This is a genomic window from Bittarella massiliensis (ex Durand et al. 2017) (genome assembly GCF_017566145.1).
Classification (GTDB): Bacteria; Bacillota; Clostridia; order Oscillospirales; family Ruminococcaceae; genus Bittarella; species Bittarella massiliensis_A.
In genome coordinates this window covers 192,377-210,999 of sequence record NZ_JABFCL010000001.1, presented here as the reverse complement: position 1 = coordinate 210,999, position 18,623 = coordinate 192,377, and the positions used below count along the sequence as shown (strand labels likewise).

At 62.7% G+C, this 18,623-nt stretch carries 19 protein-coding genes; 9 read left to right on the top strand and 10 right to left on the bottom strand.

The window, feature by feature from the left end; all coding sequences use genetic code 11:
- The 4 genes from HJY11_RS01075 to HJY11_RS01060 are packed head-to-tail and all read left to right on the top strand — an operon-like array spanning nucleotide 1 to nucleotide 3,608.
- The gene (locus tag HJY11_RS01075) at nucleotides 1-1,443 is read left to right on the top strand and encodes a M20/M25/M40 family metallo-hydrolase (RefSeq protein WP_208074233.1); all 1,443 of its coding nucleotides are present in this window, start codon (nucleotides 1-3) and stop codon (nucleotides 1,441-1,443) included.
- 42 nt (nucleotides 1,444-1,485) lie between these two features.
- Nucleotides 1,486-3,021 (top strand): cardiolipin synthase, encoded by a 1,536-nt coding sequence (cls, locus tag HJY11_RS01070; RefSeq protein WP_208074232.1) that lies wholly within the window; start codon nucleotides 1,486-1,488, stop codon nucleotides 3,019-3,021.
- A gap of 41 nt (nucleotides 3,022-3,062) precedes the next feature.
- Nucleotides 3,063-3,323, top strand: a complete 261-nt coding sequence (locus HJY11_RS01065; RefSeq protein ID WP_208074231.1) for a TfoX/Sxy family DNA transformation protein — start codon at nucleotides 3,063-3,065, stop codon at nucleotides 3,321-3,323.
- A gap of 39 nt (nucleotides 3,324-3,362) precedes the next feature.
- Nucleotides 3,363-3,608 (top strand): RDAC family protein, encoded by a 246-nt coding sequence (locus tag HJY11_RS01060; RefSeq protein WP_208074230.1) that lies wholly within the window; start codon nucleotides 3,363-3,365, stop codon nucleotides 3,606-3,608.
- A 67-nt stretch (nucleotides 3,609-3,675) separates the two neighbouring features.
- On the opposite strand, the gene HJY11_RS01055 is transcribed toward HJY11_RS01060, so the two are convergent.
- The 10 genes from HJY11_RS01055 to HJY11_RS01010 all read right to left on the bottom strand — a co-directional run bounded on the left by HJY11_RS01055 (nucleotide 3,676) and on the right by HJY11_RS01010 (nucleotide 13,188).
- Nucleotides 3,676-4,380, bottom strand: coding sequence for a DUF1287 domain-containing protein (locus tag HJY11_RS01055; RefSeq protein ID WP_368041515.1), 705 nt, complete (start codon nucleotides 4,378-4,380; stop codon nucleotides 3,676-3,678).
- A 144-nt stretch (nucleotides 4,381-4,524) separates the two neighbouring features.
- A complete protein-coding gene (locus HJY11_RS01050; protein ID WP_208074229.1) occupies nucleotides 4,525-5,193 on the bottom strand; it encodes a V-type ATP synthase subunit D in 669 nt (222 codons plus the stop codon).
- A 33-nt stretch (nucleotides 5,194-5,226) separates the two neighbouring features.
- Complete coding sequence (locus HJY11_RS01045) at nucleotides 5,227-6,600, bottom strand: V-type ATP synthase subunit B (RefSeq protein WP_021658264.1); 1,374 nt, start codon at nucleotides 6,598-6,600, stop codon at nucleotides 5,227-5,229.
- 1 nt (nucleotide 6,601) lies between these two features.
- The gene (locus HJY11_RS01040) at nucleotides 6,602-8,374 is read right to left on the bottom strand and encodes a V-type ATP synthase subunit A (RefSeq protein ID WP_208074228.1); all 1,773 of its coding nucleotides are present in this window, start codon (nucleotides 8,372-8,374) and stop codon (nucleotides 6,602-6,604) included.
- Entirely contained in the window at nucleotides 8,371-8,721 is a 351-nt protein-coding gene (locus HJY11_RS01035) for a V-type ATP synthase subunit F (protein ID WP_208074227.1), read from the bottom strand. Before HJY11_RS01035 ends, HJY11_RS01040 begins: the two co-directional genes overlap by 4 nt.
- Nucleotides 8,714-9,679, bottom strand: coding sequence for a V0D/AC39 family V-type ATPase subunit (locus HJY11_RS01030; RefSeq protein WP_208074226.1), 966 nt, complete (start codon nucleotides 9,677-9,679; stop codon nucleotides 8,714-8,716). The genes HJY11_RS01035 and HJY11_RS01030 overlap by 8 nt, the downstream gene beginning before the upstream one ends.
- 35 nt (nucleotides 9,680-9,714) lie before the next feature.
- On the bottom strand, nucleotides 9,715-10,311 hold the full coding sequence (locus HJY11_RS01025) for a V-type ATP synthase subunit E (RefSeq protein WP_208074225.1): 597 nt from the start codon (nucleotides 10,309-10,311) through the stop codon (nucleotides 9,715-9,717).
- A 31-nt stretch (nucleotides 10,312-10,342) separates the two neighbouring features.
- Nucleotides 10,343-10,825 (bottom strand): V-type ATP synthase subunit K, encoded by a 483-nt coding sequence (locus tag HJY11_RS01020; protein WP_208074224.1) that lies wholly within the window; start codon nucleotides 10,823-10,825, stop codon nucleotides 10,343-10,345.
- Between the two features lies 1 nt (nucleotide 10,826).
- Nucleotides 10,827-12,839, bottom strand: coding sequence for a V-type ATP synthase subunit I (locus HJY11_RS01015; protein ID WP_208074223.1), 2,013 nt, complete (start codon nucleotides 12,837-12,839; stop codon nucleotides 10,827-10,829).
- Nucleotides 12,840-12,879: 40 nt separating this feature from the next.
- Entirely contained in the window at nucleotides 12,880-13,188 is a 309-nt protein-coding gene (locus HJY11_RS01010; RefSeq protein WP_208074222.1) for a hypothetical protein, read from the bottom strand.
- 519 nt (nucleotides 13,189-13,707) lie between these two features.
- Between HJY11_RS01010 and udk the strand changes: the two genes are divergently transcribed.
- The 5 genes from udk (at nucleotide 13,708) to HJY11_RS00985 (ending at nucleotide 18,528) form a co-directional block, all read left to right on the top strand.
- Complete coding sequence (udk, locus tag HJY11_RS01005) at nucleotides 13,708-14,340, top strand: uridine kinase (protein WP_208074221.1); 633 nt, start codon at nucleotides 13,708-13,710, stop codon at nucleotides 14,338-14,340.
- A gap of 49 nt (nucleotides 14,341-14,389) precedes the next feature.
- A complete protein-coding gene (locus tag HJY11_RS01000) occupies nucleotides 14,390-15,568 on the top strand; it encodes a M20 metallopeptidase family protein (protein ID WP_208074220.1) in 1,179 nt (392 codons plus the stop codon).
- 19 nt (nucleotides 15,569-15,587) lie between these two features.
- A complete protein-coding gene (locus HJY11_RS00995; RefSeq protein WP_243764082.1) occupies nucleotides 15,588-16,187 on the top strand; it encodes an HD domain-containing protein in 600 nt (199 codons plus the stop codon).
- Nucleotides 16,188-16,229: 42 nt separating this feature from the next.
- Entirely contained in the window at nucleotides 16,230-16,883 is a 654-nt protein-coding gene (locus HJY11_RS00990; protein ID WP_208074219.1) for an HAD family hydrolase, read from the top strand.
- A 253-nt stretch (nucleotides 16,884-17,136) separates the two neighbouring features.
- Nucleotides 17,137-18,528, top strand: coding sequence for an MATE family efflux transporter (locus HJY11_RS00985; RefSeq protein WP_368041514.1), 1,392 nt, complete (start codon nucleotides 17,137-17,139; stop codon nucleotides 18,526-18,528).
- Nucleotides 18,529-18,623 lie beyond the last annotated feature (95 nt).

Sequence of the window (18,623 nt, the reverse complement as noted above, 5' to 3'; positions counted from 1 at the left end):
ATGGGTTGGATCATTTTGTGGGCGGTGTTGGGGCTTTTGCTGCTGCTGATTGCCGCTGTCCTGGTCAACACCCTGCGGGTGGGGACCAAATCGGTGTCGCCCCAGGGGGCGCCCTTGCCGCCGGGGGAGCGGGTCGAGCACTACGCCGAGACCCTTTCCCGGATGCTGGCGCAGGAGACGGTCACCGTGGCCCCCGGCGGAGACCTGTCAAAGATATACGCCTTTCACCGGCTGTTGGAGGAACTCTACCCCAACATCCACCGCCAGCTGGAGCGGGTGGAGTTGGACGGCGCTCTCCTCTTTCACTGGAAGGGCAGCGGCCGCTCCGACCGGCTGCCCCTGCTGCTCATGTCCCACATGGACGTGGTCCCCGCCGAGGGGGCGTGGAGCCACCCGCCCTTTGCCGGCGAGATTGAAAAGGGAATCATCTGGGGCCGGGGCGCGGTGGACACCAAGGGCTCCCTCTGCGGCTTTATGAACGCGGTGGAGGAACTGCTGGCCGAGGGATATGTCCCCCCGCAGGACATCTATCTGGCCTCCTCCTGCAACGAGGAGATCAACGGCCCCGGCGCCCCCGCCACGGTGGACTACCTGGCCGCCCGAGGGGTCAAGCTGGGCCTGGTGCTGGACGAGGGGGGCGCGGTGGCCGACAGCCCTCTGCCCGGCCTCGACTGCAAATTCGCCATGATCGGGTTGATGGAGAAGGGGAATGCCCAGGTCAAATTTGTGGCCAAGTCAAAGGGCGGCCACGCCTCCACCCCCCCGAAGGGGACCCCCTTGGCCCGGCTGGCGGGGATGGTGAACTACATAGAGAAGAAAAACCCCTTCTCGGTGCAGTTCACCCCGCCAGTGGAAGGGATGTTCCGGGAGATGGCCCCCTATATGAGCATGCCCCTGCGGCTGGTGCTGGCAAATCTCTGGCTCTTTAAACCGCTGCTCAAGTCGGCCCTCCCAAAATTCAGCGCCCAGGCCGGCGCCATGCTCCAGACCACCTGCGCCTTTACCATGGCCTCGGGGAGCGAGGCGGCCAACGTCATCCCCCAGGAGGCGTCCATCACCGCCAACCTGCGCTTCATGTCCCACGAGCGCAAAGAGGCCACCATGCAGAAGTTGTGCGCCATTGGCAAGCGCTTTGACGTGGAGGTGCAGCTGGTCTCGGGGTGGGACTGCTCGGGCGTCTCCTCCGCCGACAGCTATGGCTACCAGGCGGTGAAGGCCTGCGTGCAAAAGACCTTTCCCGAGGCGGGGGTGGCCCCCTACATCATGTTGCAGGGGAGCGATTCCCGCCACTACGAAAAGATCTGCGACTGCGTGCTCCGCTTTGCCCCCCTCTCCATCGACAAGCAGCAGCTGGGCAGCATCCACGGGGTGGACGAAAACCTCGGCGTGGAGGCGCTGGCCAAGGCGGTTTGCTTTTACAAGGAGCTGGTGCAGCGCTATTAGCCCGCTGTACCGGCAGAATCGACGCACAGACAAGGATAAAGTATGAAAAAAATAGCCAAGGTCCTGCTCAGCAGGATCGTCATCGTGGGGGTCTTGATCCTCTTGCAAGCGGCCTTTCTGGTGGTCGCCATCTGGCGCCTCAGCGAGGAGTTTGTCTATTTACAGCCCATCCTCATCGTCTTGAGCGGCCTCTGCGCCGTCTGGGTCATCTCCAAAGACGACAACCCGGCCTACAAAATTCCCTGGATTCTCATCGTCATGGCCTTGCCCATCTTCGGCGGGCTCTTCTACGTCTTTTTCGGCAACAACAAGGTGCCCCGGGCCCTGCGCGGCCGGGTCAGCGAAATTTACGACAAGACCAAAGACGAGCTGATCGCCAACCGGGTGGTCACCGAGGAGATCGAGTCCTTGAGCAAACACACCGCCAAGCAGTCCCTCTACATCAGCAACAACTCCTTCTATCCGGTCTACAAAAACACCGAGACCTGCTATCTCTCCCCGGGGGAGCGGATGTTTGAAAAGCTGGTGGAGGAGCTGGAAAAGGCCCAGCACTTCATCTTCATGGAGTACTTTATCGTTCAGGCCGGGGTGATGTGGGACACAGTGCTGGAGATTTTGGAGCGCAAGGCCGCCCAGGGGGTGGACGTGCGGATGCTCTACGACGATGTGGGCAGCCTGGTCACCCTCCCCAGCGGCTACTACAAGGAGCTGCGCAAAAAGGGGATCAAGTGCTACGCCTTCAACAAGTTCCGTCCCCGGCTGCAGATGCAGATGAATAACCGCGACCACCGCAAGATCACCGTCATCGACGGGTATGTGGGCTTCACCGGCGGCATCAACCTGGCCGATGAGTACATCAACGGCTACGAGAAGCACGGCCACTGGAAGGACGCCTCCATCATGCTCAAGGGGGAGGCGGTCTGGAATCTGACGGTGATGTTTCTGCAATTCTGGCAGTACGAGACCAAGAAGGGGGAGGAGTTCAGCCAGTTTCGGCCCGAGCGGTATATGCCCGCCCCCTGCGAGAGCGACGGCTACGTGCAGCCCTATGCCGACAGCCCCATGGACGACGAGATCGTGGGGGAGCAAGTCTACCTGAACATCATCAACAACGCCACCGAATACGTCTATATCAACACCCCCTATCTGATCGTCGACAACGAGGTGGTGACCGCCCTCAACCTGGCGGCCAAGAGCGGCATCGACGTGCGGATCGTCACCCCTCACGTGCCCGACAAGTGGTATGTGCACATGGTGACCCGCTCCTACTACAAACAGCTGCTGGAGGCGGGGGTCAAAATTTACGAGTACACCCCCGGCTTCATCCACTCCAAGACCTTTGTCGCCGACGACAAGGTGGCGGTGGTGGGGACCACCAACCTGGACTTTCGCAGCCTCTATCTGCACTTTGAGTGCGGCGTCTGGATGTACCGCTCCAAGGCGGTGCTCCAACTAAAACGGGATTTCTTGCAGACCCTGGAGTGCTGCGAGCAGATGACCATGAAAAAGTACAACGCCATCCCCCTCTATAAGCGGATGTTCGCGGCGGTGCTGCGGGTGTTCTCCCCCCTGATGTAGGGAGGGTGTAGAGTAAAGTGGCCAAGGGAGAAGGGTGCGAGATGGAACTTCACCAGATGGTCGGCCTGGGCCGGGTGGCAGAGGAAAAGTTGCGCCGGGCGGGGATCGAAACCCCGGAGCAGTTGCGGGCGATCGGGGCCAAGGAGGCCCTGCTGCGGGTGCGGCTGCACGCCGATCCAGAGGCCTGTCTGCACCTGCTCTACGCCCTGGAAGGGGCCATTCGCGGCCTGCCGAAAAAGGAGTTGCCCCCCGATGCAAAGGCCGACTTAAAGGCATTTTACAGCGGTTTGGAGAGATCGTAAACAGCCGCGGCCAGCGGGCCGCAGAGAGGGGAGAGAGGGATGAACATCATCTCACTGACCGACATTCTCGACTGCAACCACCTGTTAGAGGAGCGGGGGCTAGCCTTTCGCGTCCACCTGCGGGACGCCTGTGGCAAACAGTCCTGTTGGATTGAGCCGCTGGGGGAATGCGCCTGTTCCGGCCGTTTTGAGGAGATGCGGCAGACAGTGGAGGCGTTTTTCACCGCCCGCCGCTTTCACATCACCTACGGCGACGAGGAGAAACTCAGTTTCTGGGTCGACTGAGCCGCGTCCTGCCAAAGGGGCAAGAGAGAGGGGCCGCCTGGCACAGGCGGCCCCTCTCTCTTTTGCTCTATATGATGAACCGGTAGTGCCCGGTGATGGTGCGGTGGGTGAGGGCGTCCTCCTCTTTTTGGGGCTGGCCGTCCTGGTGGATGATGTAGGGCACCCCGTCCCGGTTGCGCTTGTCCGAGACGATGGCGATGTGGCTGGGGCTGAAGGAGACGATGTCCCCCGGCTGCCAGTCGGCCACCTGGTAGGGGTCCAGGGTGAGAACGGCGCAGTGCCGCGAAAAGAAGGTCTCCAGGTTCTTGACCCGCCGAAAGTCGATGTTTGCGTCCTCCGCGCCGGGGTAGGCGTCCGGTTCCAGAGCGATGTCCGCGTCCACCATCCCCTTTAGGTCGTATCCGGCGTGGGCCAGCGCCCGCCAGATCACGTCGGTGCAGGCGCCCCTGCCCGCCTCCGGGTAGCCGCCCGCCACATAGGAGTTGTCGTAGACCGGGTTTTCCTCCACCGCCTTTCGGGCCCCCTCGAGGATGTCGGTGAAATCGTCCACCCCGTTGCCGTTGCGGTCATCTGTGCTGTGCAGGGTCTCAATGCCGAAATCCGCCGCCGTGTAGCTGCGCTTGGGGAGGAGGGAATAGTAGTCCAGCGCCCCGAAGATCACCGCGAGAACCACCAGCGCGCAGAGGGAGAGGAGTACGGTCTGCTGTTTTCCCCACCGGCGGCGGGGCGCCCGCGCGCCCTCTTCAGCCCCTGCTTGCATCTGCTTTTTCACCTTCCGGCCCCCTTCTCGCGCCCTGTCTGTTCCCCCTGTGAAAGGGGAGCGGCAAATCCGTGTTTTTTATTATAGCCCATCTTCCCGGCAAAGAAAAGAGGCCCGCTCTCCCCAGCTGGGGAAAGCGGGCCTCTCGCCGGGTCGTCAGTCGGCGGCCTGGCGCTCTTTGTAGTGGTGTGCCTGTTCGAGCATCATATCCTTGACCTTCATCAGTCGGATCTGGGTGCTGCGCTCGTTTTCATCCAGCTTCATGGTGATGTAGCGGATGTTCTCCTGGGTCTCGGGGATCATCACGTGCTCCAAGGCGTTGACCCGGCGGCGGGTCTTTTCGATCTCGGCCGCCATCAGCTGGCAGGCCTTTTCGCACTCGGCCAGCTGCAGCAGGTCGGGCAGCACATCCGCCAGGCTCTTCACCGCCCCGTCCAGCTCGCTGGAGGTGAAGGCAAAGCCGTAGGAGTAGATGTCTCCCGGGTCGGACGTCCGGGTCCGGTAGGAAAACTGGGGGACCTCCACGCTCATCACGTTGCGGGACCCCGCGTCCAGGGTGACCTCCTGTTTGGGGGTCATCAGGGCGGCGGCCAGGTACTCGTCCTCCATGGCGGCGCGGGCCATCACAAAGTTCTGGTTGGCGGCGCCGATGCCCCGCTCCACCTTTTCCCGCAGTGCCTTGTTCACCCGCACCAGCTCCAAAAATTGCCGCATCAGCTCGTCGCGCTTGTCCTTGAGCAACTTGTGCCCCCGCACAGCGGTGGCCAACTTTTTTTTCTGCTTGGTCAGTTCCATCCGGGTGGGATTTACATGGGTAGATGCCAACGGTACTCCCCCTTTCTATGGGTTTTGGCGGGTCTAGTCGGCTGAGTAGTACTCGTCCAGGTATTCATCCTTGATCCGCTTGAGTTCGCTGCGGGGGAGGATGCGCAGCAGCTTCCAGCCGATGTCCAGGGTCTCCTCGATGCTGCGGTCGGCGTGGTAGCCCTGGGAGACGTACTCCCGCTCAAACTCGTCGGCGAACTTGGCGTAGAGCTTGTCGATGTCGGTGAGGGCCGCTTCGCCCAGCACCACCATCAGCTCCTTGGCCTCCTTGCCGCGGGCGTAGGCGGAGAAGAGCTGGTTCATGGTGTTGGCGTGGTCCGCCCGGGTCTTGCCCTCGCCGATCCCCTTGTCCTTGAGGCGGGAGAGGGAGGGGAGGACGTCGATGGGCGGGGTGACGTTTTTGCGGTAGAGTTCCCGGCTGAGGATGATCTGCCCCTCGGTGATGTAGCCGGTCAGGTCGGGAATGGGGTGGGTCTTGTCGTCCTCGGGCATGGTGAGGATGGGGATCATGGTGATGCTCCCGTTTTTCCCCTTCTGCCGCCCGGCGCGCTCGTAGAGGCTGGCCAGGTCGGTGTACATGTAGCCCGGGTATCCGCGGCGGCCGGGAACCTCTTTGCGGGCCGCCGAAATCTCGCGCAGTGCGTCGGCGTAGTTGGTGATGTCGGTGAGGATGACCAGCACGTGCATCCCCTTGTCAAAGGCCAGATACTCGGCGGCGGTGAGGGCCATACGGGGGGTGGCGATCCGCTCGACGGCGGGGTCGTTGGCCAGGTTGACAAAGAGGACGGTCCGGTCGATGGCGCCGGTCTCCTTGAAGCTCTCGATGAAGAAGTTGGCCTCCTCAAAGGTGATGCCCATGGCGGCAAAGACCACGGCGAAGGGCTCGTCGGTGCCCCGGACCTTTGCCTGCCGGGCGATCTGGGCGGCCAGCTCGGCGTGGGGGAGACCGGAGGCGGAGAAGATGGGCAGCTTCTGCCCGCGCACCAGGGTGTTGAGCCCGTCGATGGCGGAGATGCCGGTCTGAATGAACTCCTGGGGGTAGTTGCGGGCAGCGGGATTCATGGGCAGGCCGTTGACGTCCAGCCGCTTTTCGGGCAGGATGTCGGGGCCCCCGTCCATGGGGCGGCCCAGGCCGTCAAAGACCCGGCTGAGCATATCCTCCGACACCCCCAGCTCCATGGTGCGGCCCAGAAAGCGGACCTTCGAGCTGTCCAGGTTGATGCCGGCGGAGTTTTCAAAGAGCTGGACCAGGGCGTTGCCGCCGTCGATCTCCAGCACCTTGCAGCGCCGGGTCTCGCCGTTTTGCAACTCGATCTCGCCCAGTTCGTTGTAGGTGACGTTCTCCACCCCGCGAACCAGCATCAGAGGACCGGCCACTTCCTGTATGGTGCGGTATTCCTTTGGCATGTTACTCCTCCTCCTTCCGGTTCAGCAGGTCGGTGATTTCGCTCTGCAGCTGGTGCAGGACGTTGTTGTACTCCCGCTCCATCTCCTCGTCGGGGGTGTACTTGAAGCGGCCGATCTGCTCGCGCACCGGCAGCTTGACCAGCGACTCCACCGAGGCGCCCTGGTTCAGGGCCTTGGTGGCCTCGTCGAAATAGGCCAGAACCAGCCGCATCATGGCCCCCTGTTTCTGGGGCGGGGTGTAGGTGTCCACCTCGTGGAAGGCGTCCTGGTGGAGGAAGTCCTCGCGAATGGAGCGGGCCGCCTCCAGCTTCAGCCGGTCAGGGGCGGAGAGGGCGTCCATCCCCACCAGTTTGACGATCTCGTCCAGTTCGGCCTCCTCCTGCAGCAGCCGCATCAGCCGGTTGCGCAGGTCGGTCCAGTCCTCCTCCACATTGGCGCTAAACCACCTGCCGATGGTGTCGGCGTAAAGGGAGTAGGAAGTCAGCCAGTTGATGGCGGGGAAGTGGCGGGAATAGGCCAGGTTGGAGTCCAGGCTCCAGAACACCTTGACGATGCGCAGGGTGGCCTGGCTCACCGGCTCGGAGATGTCGCCGCCCGGAGGGGAGACGGCCCCGATGACCGAGAGGGCGCCCTCGCGGCCGTCCTGGCCCAGGGAGACGACCCGCCCGGCGCGCTCGTAAAACTGGGCCAGGCGGCTGCCCAGGTAGGCGGGATAGCCCTCCTCGCCGGGCATCTCCTCCAGCCGGCCAGACATCTCCCGCAGGGCTTCGGCCCAGCGGGAGGTGGAGTCGGCCATCAGCGCCACCGAGTAGCCCATGTCGCGGAAGTACTCGGCAATGGTGATGCCGGTGTAGATGGACGCCTCGCGGGCGGCCACCGGCATGTCAGAGGTGTTGGCGATGAGGACGGTGCGCTCCATCAGGGAGTAGCCGGTCTTGGGGTCTTTGAGTTCGGGAAACTCGTTGAGGACATCGGTCATCTCGTTGCCGCGCTCGCCGCAGCCGATGTAGACCACGATGTCCGCCTCTGACCACTTGGCCAGCTGGTGCTGTACCACCGTCTTGCCGCTGCCGAAGGGGCCGGGCACGGCGGCCACGCCGCCCTTGGCGATGGGGAAGAGGGTGTCGATGACCCGCTGCCCGGTGACCAGGGGCACGTCGGGGGAGAGTTTCTCCCGGTAGGGCCGCCCCACCCGGACCGGCCACTTCTGCATCAGGGTCAGTTCGCGTTCGCCGCCCTCGTCCAGGGCGACGGTGGCCACCGCCTCTTCGATGGTGTACTCGCCCCCCTCGATTTTGGAGAGGGTGCCGGACACCCCCTGGGGGACCATGATCTTGTGCAGGACCACCGGGGTCTCCTGCACGGTGCCGATGATGTCGCCGGGGAGGACCTTGTCCCCCACCTTGGCGCTGGGGACAAAGGTCCACCGGTCGGCTCGCTTGAGGGAGGGGATGGACACCCCGCGCTGCAAGTTGTTGCCGGTGGCCTTCATGATGTCGTCCAGCGGGCGCTGAATGCCGTCGAAGATGCTGCCGATGAGGCCGGGCCCCAGCTCGACGCTCATGGGGGAGCCGGTGGACTCCACCGGTTCGCCCGGCCCCAGGCCGGAGGTCTCCTCGTAGACCTGTATGGAAGCCAGGTCGCCGTGCATCTCGATGATCTCGCCGATGAGGTGTTGCTCGCTCACCCGCACCACGTCAAACATGTTGGCGTCGCGCATCCCCTCGGCAATGACCAGCGGACCGGCTACCTTTTTGATGGTACCTGTGCTCATTTCTCTTCACCTGCTTTGCTCTCATTGGAATCGCCGCCAAACAGAATATCGCTGCCGACGGCCTGCTCGACCGATTTTTTGACCAGTGCCTCGCCGATCCCAGTGTTCCCGATCACGCCGGGAATGGGGATGATGGCGGGCAGGGGCGCCTCCCGATAGCGGTCCACCACCTCGGAGAGCGCCTCGAACAGGGCCTCGGTCATGTAGATGATGGCGTAGTTGCCACCGGCCAGCTCCTTGAGCTTTTTGCCGGCGGCTGCGGGGTCGTCTATGGAATAGGTGTCCAGGCCCAGGGCGGCGAAGCCGTACACGCTGTCCCGGTCGCCCATGACCGCGATTTTATACATACATCTCACGCGCCCTTTCCCGGAGGAACTCCTCCGACAGGCCGTTTCGCTTGCCTGCCAGAATGATTCGCACCGTCTTGATTTCGTTTTCCCGCGCCAGGATGTAGGCGCAGAGGGGACCGATGGTAAAGGGGTTGTGCAGCTGGGGGCGGATCTCCCGGATGATCAGGTTGTCGCACCACCGCTCAAAGGCGGAGGGACTCTCCCGCAGCTGCTCGATGGCGTCGGCGTAGGGGGTGTACTGCAGGTACTCGCAGATGGCGTCGATCCCCTTGATGGCGGCGTCGGCCAGGGCCGACACGTCCAGGCTGTCACAGGGGGCCAGGGCGTCCTGCACAAAGCTCTTTTTCTTCTTCATCCCCGCGCAGCGCACGGCGGTTTTGATGTCGGCCGCCGCCACGGTGCGCTCGGCGTACCCGGCGATCAACTCGTTGCCCGAGGCCTTGCCCGCCTTTAAGGTGGCGCACAGCGCCGCCCGGTCCAGCAGGATGTCGCAGAGCTGGCCGTCGTGGGTGTGCAGCAGCACCCGAAAGGCCTTTTCCGCCGCCTGGCGCATCTCCTCGGGCAGGGGGGAGTAATCGTGCTCCTCCACCGCCTGGACGATGACCTCCCGGGGGATGGAGCCGCTTTCCACGAACACCCCCTCGGCGCTGGCGCCGGTGCAGACCATCTTGATGGCCGTCTTCAGGTTGTGGTAGTCCGCCGGGTACAAAAACACGTCGAACACAGAGAGGTCGTCCACCAGTTCGCCCATCAGCTCCCAGGTCTTCTGCCGCTGGGCGCGCAGCACCTCTTCGTCGCTCTCTTCCGGCTTGCCCCAGCCCTTTTCTCCCAGCAGGCGGCGGCAGTCCTCGTGGGTCTTGCAGCCGATGAGCTGGTCGATAAACGGGCCGTTCAGGAGTTCGAGCTCCTTGGAGCGCAGCCGGGTCACGGCAAAGGTGTACAGGTTTTCAGACATGGAGACCCCTCCTTTTTGGTGCCCGACGGCACCGGTTACTCAAACAGCACCCCACAGACGGCGTCTTGCAGCCGGTCTCTGGCGGCGGAGAAGAGCGCCGAAAAGGAACAGTTCTCCTCGATGCCGCCGTAGACCAGCACAAAGCCGCCGTCGATGGGACGGGTGCCGTCGGCCAGGGAGAGGGCCGCGCCACTGCCCTCCAGCCGGGCCTTGAGGTCTTTGAGGAAGGCGGGGGAAACCCGCTCCCGGTCCCGGGTGTTGAGGTAGAGCACCCCGCTCTCGCCGGGCTGGGCGTTTTTCTCGATCAATTCGGCCAGGAGGGCGAAGTACTCCTCCTCCGGGGCGTTGACCAGGGAGAGGCGGGCCTCCTCCAAAATTTCGGTGACCAGCTGCTGTTTGGCCTGCAAGAGGCGGGCCTTTTGGCGCAGTGCAGCGGTCGAGACGGCCCGCTCGTGCAGCTGGGCGACCTCTTTGCGGGCGTCCTCTGCGATCTTGGCGGCCCGCTTTTCGCCTTCGGCGCGGCCCTGCAGCTCGATCTGGGCCGCCTCCTGGCGGGCGCTCTGCAACAGCTCTTCCACCCGGGCGCTGGACTCGCTCTGTATCTGCTGGATGATTTTTTCAAGTCCTGTCATAGACAAGCAACTCCTAACTCTTTGGAATCGGTCAGATGTTCAGGCCGCCGATGCCGAAGATCGAGAGGATGGAGATCAGCAGGGCCAAAATGGCGTAGGTCTCGACCATGGCGGGGAGGATGATGGCCTTGCCGAAGGTCTCGGGGCGCTTGCAGAACATGCCGATGCTGGCCACCGAGGCGCGGGCCTGGCGGATGGCGGACCACAGGCCCACAAAGCCCATGGGCAGGCAGGCGCAGAAGTAGAGCAGGCCCTTGGCCAGGCTCATCTCGGCGCTGCCGCCCATGATGCCGATCTGGGTCAGGGTGATGAAGGCGATCAGCAGGCCGTAGATGCCCTGGGTGCCGGGGAGCAGCTGCAGAATCAGCACCTTGCCAAAGCGGCCCGGCTCCTCGGTGATGGCGCCTGCGGCGGCCTCACCGGCCATGCCGACGCCGATGGCCGAACCGATGCCGGCCAACAGTGCGGCCAGCGCCGCGCCCAACAGTGCAAAAGCAATACCAAGAGAACTCATTTCATTTTTCCTCCTTGAATTTGAAGTATTTGGTGTGGGCCCCAAACGGGGAGAACCCGCGTCCGCCGCCCTCGTAAAACTTGCCGAAGAACTCGACAAACTGCAGGCGGTTGGTGTGCACGTAAGCGCCCAGCAGGTTGATGCCGATGTTCAGAGTGTGGCCGATCAAAAAGACCACGGTGAAGAGGATCGCGCCCCCCACGCCGCCGCCCAGCATGGTGCCCATCTTGTTGAACACCGTGGCGATGACGCCGGTGGCCAGCCCCAGGGCCAGCAGCCGGGAGTAGGAGAGGATGTCGCTGAGGTAGCTGGTGACCCCGTAGACCCCGTAGAGGCCCTTGAGCAGCCGCTTGAAGGGGTTGCGGGAGTCCCGCCCGGAAAAGGCGATGATCCCCAGGGCGCCCAGCCCCGCCACAACGGCGGCCACCGTCCCCACGGTGGGGGAGAGGGTGAAGGAGAGGCCCATCATGTCGGTGATCATCTGCATGGTCAGCAGGTAGACGACCGCGCCGCCCACCAACATGTACCAAAAGACCACGTCGTAGACGGCGTCTTTGACCTTGCCCTCCCGGCAGAGTTGGTAGAACTTCATCCCCAGCCCCACAAAGAGGTGGATGATGCCCAGTAGGAAGGAGAAGACCAGCAGCCGCATGGGCTCGTTCACCGGCTCAAACCAGAGGGCCTTGAAGGTCAGGTCGCTGTGAAAAAAGGTGCTGGCGATGACCCCCACCGCGTCGCCGAAGAAGCCGCCGAACATCACCCCCCAGAAGGTGGTGGAGATGCCGCAGTAGAGAAACATCTGCATCGACTTTTTCAGCCCCGACTCGATGTTTTTGCACTTGAGGAGGACAAAGGAACAGGCGGCCACCATGATCAGCCCGTACCCTGCGTCCGACAGCATCATCCCGAAGAGGACGTAGTAGAAGACGGCCATCACCGAGGTGGGGTCCACCTCGCCCCGGCCGGGCAGGCTGTAAGAGGCGACGACCCCCTCCACCGGGGCGGCCAGGGGCCCGTTTTTCAGGGCGACGGGCACGTCCTCGTCCGGCGCGGGCTCGAAGAAGTCGAGGGCCACGTCGAAGTGGGCGGTGAGCTCCGTCTCCAGGGCGGGGATGTCTCGGGCGGCGATGTAGCCGGTGAGCACAAAGGTGCGCTTGGACTGCATCAGCTTGCCGATGACCCCGTACTTTTCCTCTCTCATGGCGTAGAAGTCAAACAGCAGCTTCAGGTCCTGCCGGTGCTCGGCCAGGGAGTGGATCTCCGCCACATCGGCGTCGATCTTGGCCTGCAACTTCTCAATTCGCTCTTCCAGCAGCCGCTTTTTGTCCGCCGGGACCCGGTGGGTGACGTGGGCGGGCCGGGCAAAGCCCATCTCCCGCAGCGCGTCCTCTGCCTGCTGGGCCTCGCTCTTGGTGGCGGTCACAAAGAGGCAGGTCTGTTCCCGCGAGGCGCTGACAATCTCGATGTCCACCGCCGAGACGCTCTCGGCGCGGGACTTGAGTTCGGTGTAGATGCCCTCCAGCGTCCACTCCCCGGGCAGGGCCCCCACAAAGGAGTCGGTGGCGTGGGTGCCGGGGTGGCGCATGGGCACATCCAGCTCCAGCCAGGGGGTCAACTCCTCCACCTGGGCCTGCATCCGGGGAATTTCCGAGCGCTGTTCGGCCACCCGTTTGTCCAGCGCCTGCAGCCGGTAGGCGACTTTTAGGGTCTCGTCCTGCCGGTCCTGAAAGGCGGTGTACTCCTCCAAGGTCATTTCCTGGCGGCCCTCCAGCATCGACAGAAGCGGCTTTTGCTCGGGGGCGAACCGGGCCAGCACGTCCAGCGCCTGGTTGGCGAGGGCGGCGTTCTTTTGAAAGATGCTCCTGGCTTGGCTCATGTCGGCGTGGGTGAAGACCTCGTCCTCGGCGGTGTCCTGCACCTCCACCGCGCCCCGGCGCTGCAGTAGCTCCAAGATCGCCTTGCGGTTTTTCTTGAGGGCGCACAGCTGCAGCCGCTTCATAGGCAGTACGGCCATAGGCAAATGCCTCCTTTCTCGTGTTTCTTTTGAAAACGCCCTACAAAAGGGCCTGCTTTACCGCTTGTATCGCAGCAGGCCGCTTTTCCAGGGCGTTCTCGCGCAGTTTTTGCGCCCGCGCGTCGGCTTCTCTCTCTGCTTTCTGCAAAAGGTCATCTTGATCGCGTCTGGACTGGGCCAGCGCCTTGGCTGCCTCCAACTGGGCGCTCTGCGCCAGTTCCACCGCGGCGCGGTCTGCGTTTTGGCGGGCGGTATCCACCAGTTCTTTTGCGGTGCGGACCGCTTCCTTCTCCGCCCGCTCCGCCTCCAGCTCGGCCTGGCGGATCGCCTCCACTGTCTCTTGTGCCATTTTCTCACCACCTGACTGTAAACTCTGCAAAAGATATAAATACTATTATAGCGCGTTTTGACCGCCTAATCAAATACATTATCACCATATTTCCCCTTTTTTACCCTGCCGGCCTCTCTTTTTTCAGGAAAAGGGGAGAGGAGGAAAATGACTGGTGGTCAGCTTTGCAGATGTCAGTATAAACGAAAAATGACCAAAAGTCAATATTTGACTTCGGCCATTTTCGCGCTCCCTTGTAAAAGGGCTAAAAATCGGCTTTTGCGGAGGGGGCGGGCCCCTCTGGACCGTCCCAGTAGTACTGGGCCTGGGCCTCCTCGTCCTCACAGATGGCGATGCGCACGGCGCCGCCCCCTCTCAAATGCAGATTGTCATCAGTATACCACAGGGGGACGGCGGGGGGAAAGGTATCCTCCCCTTTACCGAGTTTTGACAGGGGGATGGAAAACGCCGTGCAAATTCGCTATAATGGTTCCAATAGCCCCACAGGGCGACACGAGAAAAAGCAGCAGGAGGAAGAGCATGCAACAGGACAAGACCACCATCATCGGCATTGCGGGGGGCACCGGTTCGGGCAAGACCACCCTGGCCTACAAGCTGAAGGAGGCCTTTTGCGATGAAGATGTGATCATCATGTGCCACGACCACTACTACAAGGCCCACGACGACATGACCTATGAGGAGCGCACCAAGCTCAACTACGACCACCCCAACGCCTTTGAGACTGAACTGCTCGTCGAGCACTTGAAACAGCTCAAGGAGGGCAGGCCCGTGATGCGGCCGGTCTACTCCTTTGTGGAGCACAACCGCACCGGAGAACAGGTGCAGGTCAACCCGGCCAAGGTCATCATCCTTGAGGGGATCATGATCTTTGAGGACAAGACCCTGCGGGACATGATGGACATGAAGGTCTTTGTGGACACCGACGCCGACGTGCGCATCCTCCGCCGGTTGGTGCGCGACGTCAAGGAGCGAGGCCGCGACCTGGACTCGGTGGTGAGCCAGTACCTGACCACCGTCAAGCCGATGCACGAGCAGTTTGTCGAGCCCAACAAGAAGTATGCCGATGTCATCGTCCCTGAGGGGGGACACAACCAGGTGGCCCTGCACATGCTCATCGCCAGGATGCGGGCCATCATCGCCCAGAAGGGGTAAACCAGACCGACTGTACACCTATTTGCCGTAAAAAGGAGTGTGTTTTGCAATGAGCCATCCTCTGTTGGAACGCGCCTGGGAACTCCAGGATCAAATGGTGGCCGATCGCCGCTATCTGCACCAAAACCCCGAGTTGGGGTTTGAACTGCCCCTCACCTCCGCCTACGTAAAAAAGCGCCTCACCGAGATGGGGTACGAGGTGGAGGACATCTGCCCCAGCGGCTTTGTGGCCATAGCCGGCAAAAAGACCAGCGGCAAGGTGTTGCTGGTGCGCGCCGATATGGACGCCCTGCCCATGGCCGAGGAGACCGACGAGCCCTTTAAGTCCACGAACGGGGCTATGCACTCCTGCGGGCACGACATCCACACCGCCACCCTGCTGGGGGCTGCCCAGCTGCTCAAAGAGCACGAGGACGAGCTGGAGGGCCGGGTCAAACTCTGCTTCCAGCCCGCTGAAGAACCCATCAAGGGCGCGGTGGAGATGATCGAAAAGGGGGTGTTGGAAAACCCCCACGTGGATGCTGTCTTCGGCACCCACACCTCCATCCCCATGAAGGCCGGGGCCGTCCGGCTGCTGGAGGGGCCGATCCTCGCCTCCAGCGACATCTTTAAGATCACCATCCACGGCGAGGGCAGCCATGGCTCGATGCCCGAGACCGGGGTGGACCCGGTGAATGTGGCGGCCCATGTCGTCATCGCCCTGCAGTCCATCATCGCCCGCGAGGTCTCGGCCCTGCAGCCGGTGGTGTTGACCTTCGGCAGCATCCAGGCGGGGCAGGCGCCCAACATTGTCCCCTCCGACTGCGTGCTGCAGGGAACCCTGCGGGCATTTGACCCCGAGGTGCGGAAATTTGCCAAGGGGCGGATGGAGGAGATCATCCACAGCACTGCCGCCACCTTCCGCGCCGCCGCCGAGATCAGTTACGAATCCGAGACGCCCCCCACTGTAAACGATCCTGCCTTTACAAGGGAGATGCAGGCGTACATGAAAGAGGTGGTGGGGGAGGACTGCATCACCGAAGGCCCCCGCATTATGGGGTCGGACGACTTTGCCTACTTCACCGAGCAGCGCCCGGGGGCCATGTTCCACTGCGGCATGGGCACCCGGGAAGAGGGACATCTCTTCGGGTTGCACAACCCAAAAGCCCTCTTTGACGAGCGCTCCCTTCCGGCGGTGGCGGCGGTCTACGCCAACTGCTGCATCCAGTGGCTTGAGCACAACAAATAGCAGGGGAGGGGGATCGCCCATGGAACAGGAAGTGGACTACAAGGCCGAGTTTGTCTCGCTCTTCACCCAGCATGTCTCCCGCCCCGGCAGCGAGAAGCTGCTGGCCTGGCTGGAGAACACCGACTTTTTCACCGCCCCGGCCAGCACCCGCTACCACTGCGCCTGTGAGGGCGGGCTGGTGCGCCACTCCATCGGCGTCTTTCACACCATGGTGGAGCGGCACTTTCAGGAGGGAGAGGACAACCTGGAGAGCTTTGCCATCTGCGGGCTCCTCCACGACCTCTGCAAGGCCCAGTTTTACAAGGTGGGTAGCCGCAACGTCAAAAACGAGGAGACCGGCCAGTGGGAGAAGGTCCCCTTCTACCAGGTGGAAGACTCTTTTCCCTACGGCCACGGCGAGAAGTCGGTCTTTCTCATCGAGCGGTTCATGCGCCTCAAGACCAGCGAGGCCATGGCCATCCGCTGGCACATGGGGGGCTTTGACGACTCGGTGCGGGGCGGCAGCTTTGCCATGAGCAACGCCTTTCGGATGTATCCGCTGGCGGTGAAACTCCACCTGGCCGATTTGGAGTCCACCTACCTGCGGGAGAGGGGCACCTCCGACGTGCCCAACCGCTGATTTCCCGGGAAAACCGCCCGGCCCTTGACAGGAGGAGAGACGATGCTGCCCTTTCGCGCCGCCATCTTTGACATGGACGGCACCCTCACCCAGTCCACCCACATCTGGGACGGGGTGACCGACCGCTATATCGAGCAGCTGGGCCACCCCCTGCCCGAGGGGTACTACCAGCGCATCCAGGGGCGTACCTACGAGCAGGCCATGGCCTGGCTCATCGCCCTCTACGGCCTCGACAAGACGCCGGGGCAGATGGTCTTTGAGCAGTACCAGATGATCAGGGACCGCTACTGCGCTGTCCCCCTCAAGCCGGGAGTCCTGCCCTTTCTCGAATACCTGAAGGGGGAGGGAATCCCCTGCGCGGTGGCCACCCTCGCCGATCCGCGGGTGGCAAGAGAGGTGCTGGACGCCCACCGGCTGCTGCCCTATTTTGCGGCGGTGGTCAGCGCGGTGGAACTGGACGACAAGCCCAAGAGCGACCCCGCTGTCTTTTTGGAGGCGGCGGCCCGGTTGCAGACCCCGCCGGGGGACTGTGCGGTCTTTGAGGACAGCTTGCTGGCCGTCGAGACGGCGAAGGGGGCCGGCTTTCAGACGGCGGCCATCGCCGACGGCAAAAACGCTCCCCAGTGGGAGCGCCTGTGCACCCTGGCCGATTGGGCTTTGCACGACTATCGGGAGCTGATCCCCGCCGCGGAGTAGGCGGGCGGAGAGATTTTGCCGCTCCCCCCATAACAGGGGAGAGGGTGGTGGAAGAGAGGGGCTGAGGGGCCGCCGCAGGGCGGTGTTTCGGCCCCTTTTTGGCACGATGTTGCAAAAGAGAGCGGGGTTTGGGCGGCTTTGGGCAAAAAACGTCAAAAATCGGCAGCTTTCTCGCTTCCCCCTTTACCCCTGCGGGAATGGGTGTATAATAAAAGTGTGAATAAAACCGAAATATTGTAAAGTGGGTGTGAACGTGCAGCTATTTCGATGTGAGAAGTTGATGCGGGGCGTGGAGCAGGAAGGGGAGCTCCCCGACGAACAGACCGTCTTAAAGACGACGCTGAACATTGCCTGGCCCTCTATTTTGGAGTCCTTTCTCATCAGTCTGGTGGGGATGGTGGACACGGTGATGGTCGGTTCCCTGGGCTCCTACGCCATCGCGGCGGTGGGTCTCACCACCCAGCCGAAATTCATCGCCCTGGCGGTCTTTATGTCGCTGAACGTGGCCATCTCGGCCATTGTGGCCCGCCGCCGGGGCGAGGGGGACCGGGACAGCGCCAACCGGGTGCTGGTGCAGGCCCTGATCATCTCGGTGGCGCTGACGGTCGTCATCTCGGTGGTGACGGTGATCTGGGCCGATCCCATCATCCGCCTGTGCGGCTCAGCTCCCGATACCCACGACGCAGCGGTGGGCTACCTGCGCATCATCCAGGGGGGGATGATCTTCAACGTCCTCTCCATGGTCATCAACGCCGCCCAGCGGGGGTGCGGCAACACCAAAATCGCCATGCGCACCAACCTGGTCTCCAACGGGGTGAATATCGTCCTCAACTACCTCCTCATCGGGGGGAACCTGGGCTTCCCCAAACTGGGGGTGCAGGGGGCGGCCATCGCCACGGTGGCCGGCACCATCTGCGCCTGTGTCATGAGCTTTATCTCGGTGATGCACCCCGGCCAGTTCCTCAGCATTCAGGACTTCTTCAGTCTCAAGTTTGACCGGCGCAACCTCTCGGCCATCGTCAACATCGGCTCCAGCACCCTGGCCGAACAGGTGTTTTTGCGCATCGGCTTTCTGGTCTATGCGGTGCTGGTGGCCAAATTGGGCACCACCGCCTTTGCCGCCCACCAGATCGGGATGAACATTATGAATATCTCCTTCTCCTTTGGCGACGGGCTCTCGGTGGCGGCCATCGCCTTGGTGGGTCGCAGCCTGGGCGAAAACCGGCGGGATATGGCCAAGATTTACGGTGGGGTCTGCCAGCGGATGGGGGTCCTCTTCTCGGCTGCCATCTCGGTGGTCTGTATCGCCCTGGGCACCCCCATCTTCATGCTCTTTTCGCGGGAGGAGGAGATCCTTCGCTACGGCGAGATGATCATGGTCATCATGGCGATCATCACCTTTATGCAGGTGGCTCAGGTGGTCTTTTCCGGCTGTCTGCGGGGGGCGGGGGACACCAAGTTCACCGCTGTGGTCTCCCTCATCAGCGTCACCTTCATCCGCCCGGGGCTGGGCTACCTCTTTTGTTACCCCCTGTCCATGGGTCTCTTTGGCGCCTGGATGGGGCTGGCGGTGGATCAGCTGGCCCGCTTCCTGCTGACCTACCTGCGCTTTCGCAGCGGAAAGTGGATGCACTTCAAAATCTGACCGATTTTTTGAAAATTGAGAAAAGCGGCCCTCGGCAGGAGGGCCGCTTTTTTGTGTGTGGGGCTGTCCCGGCAGGCGGAAATCGCCTCTGAGCA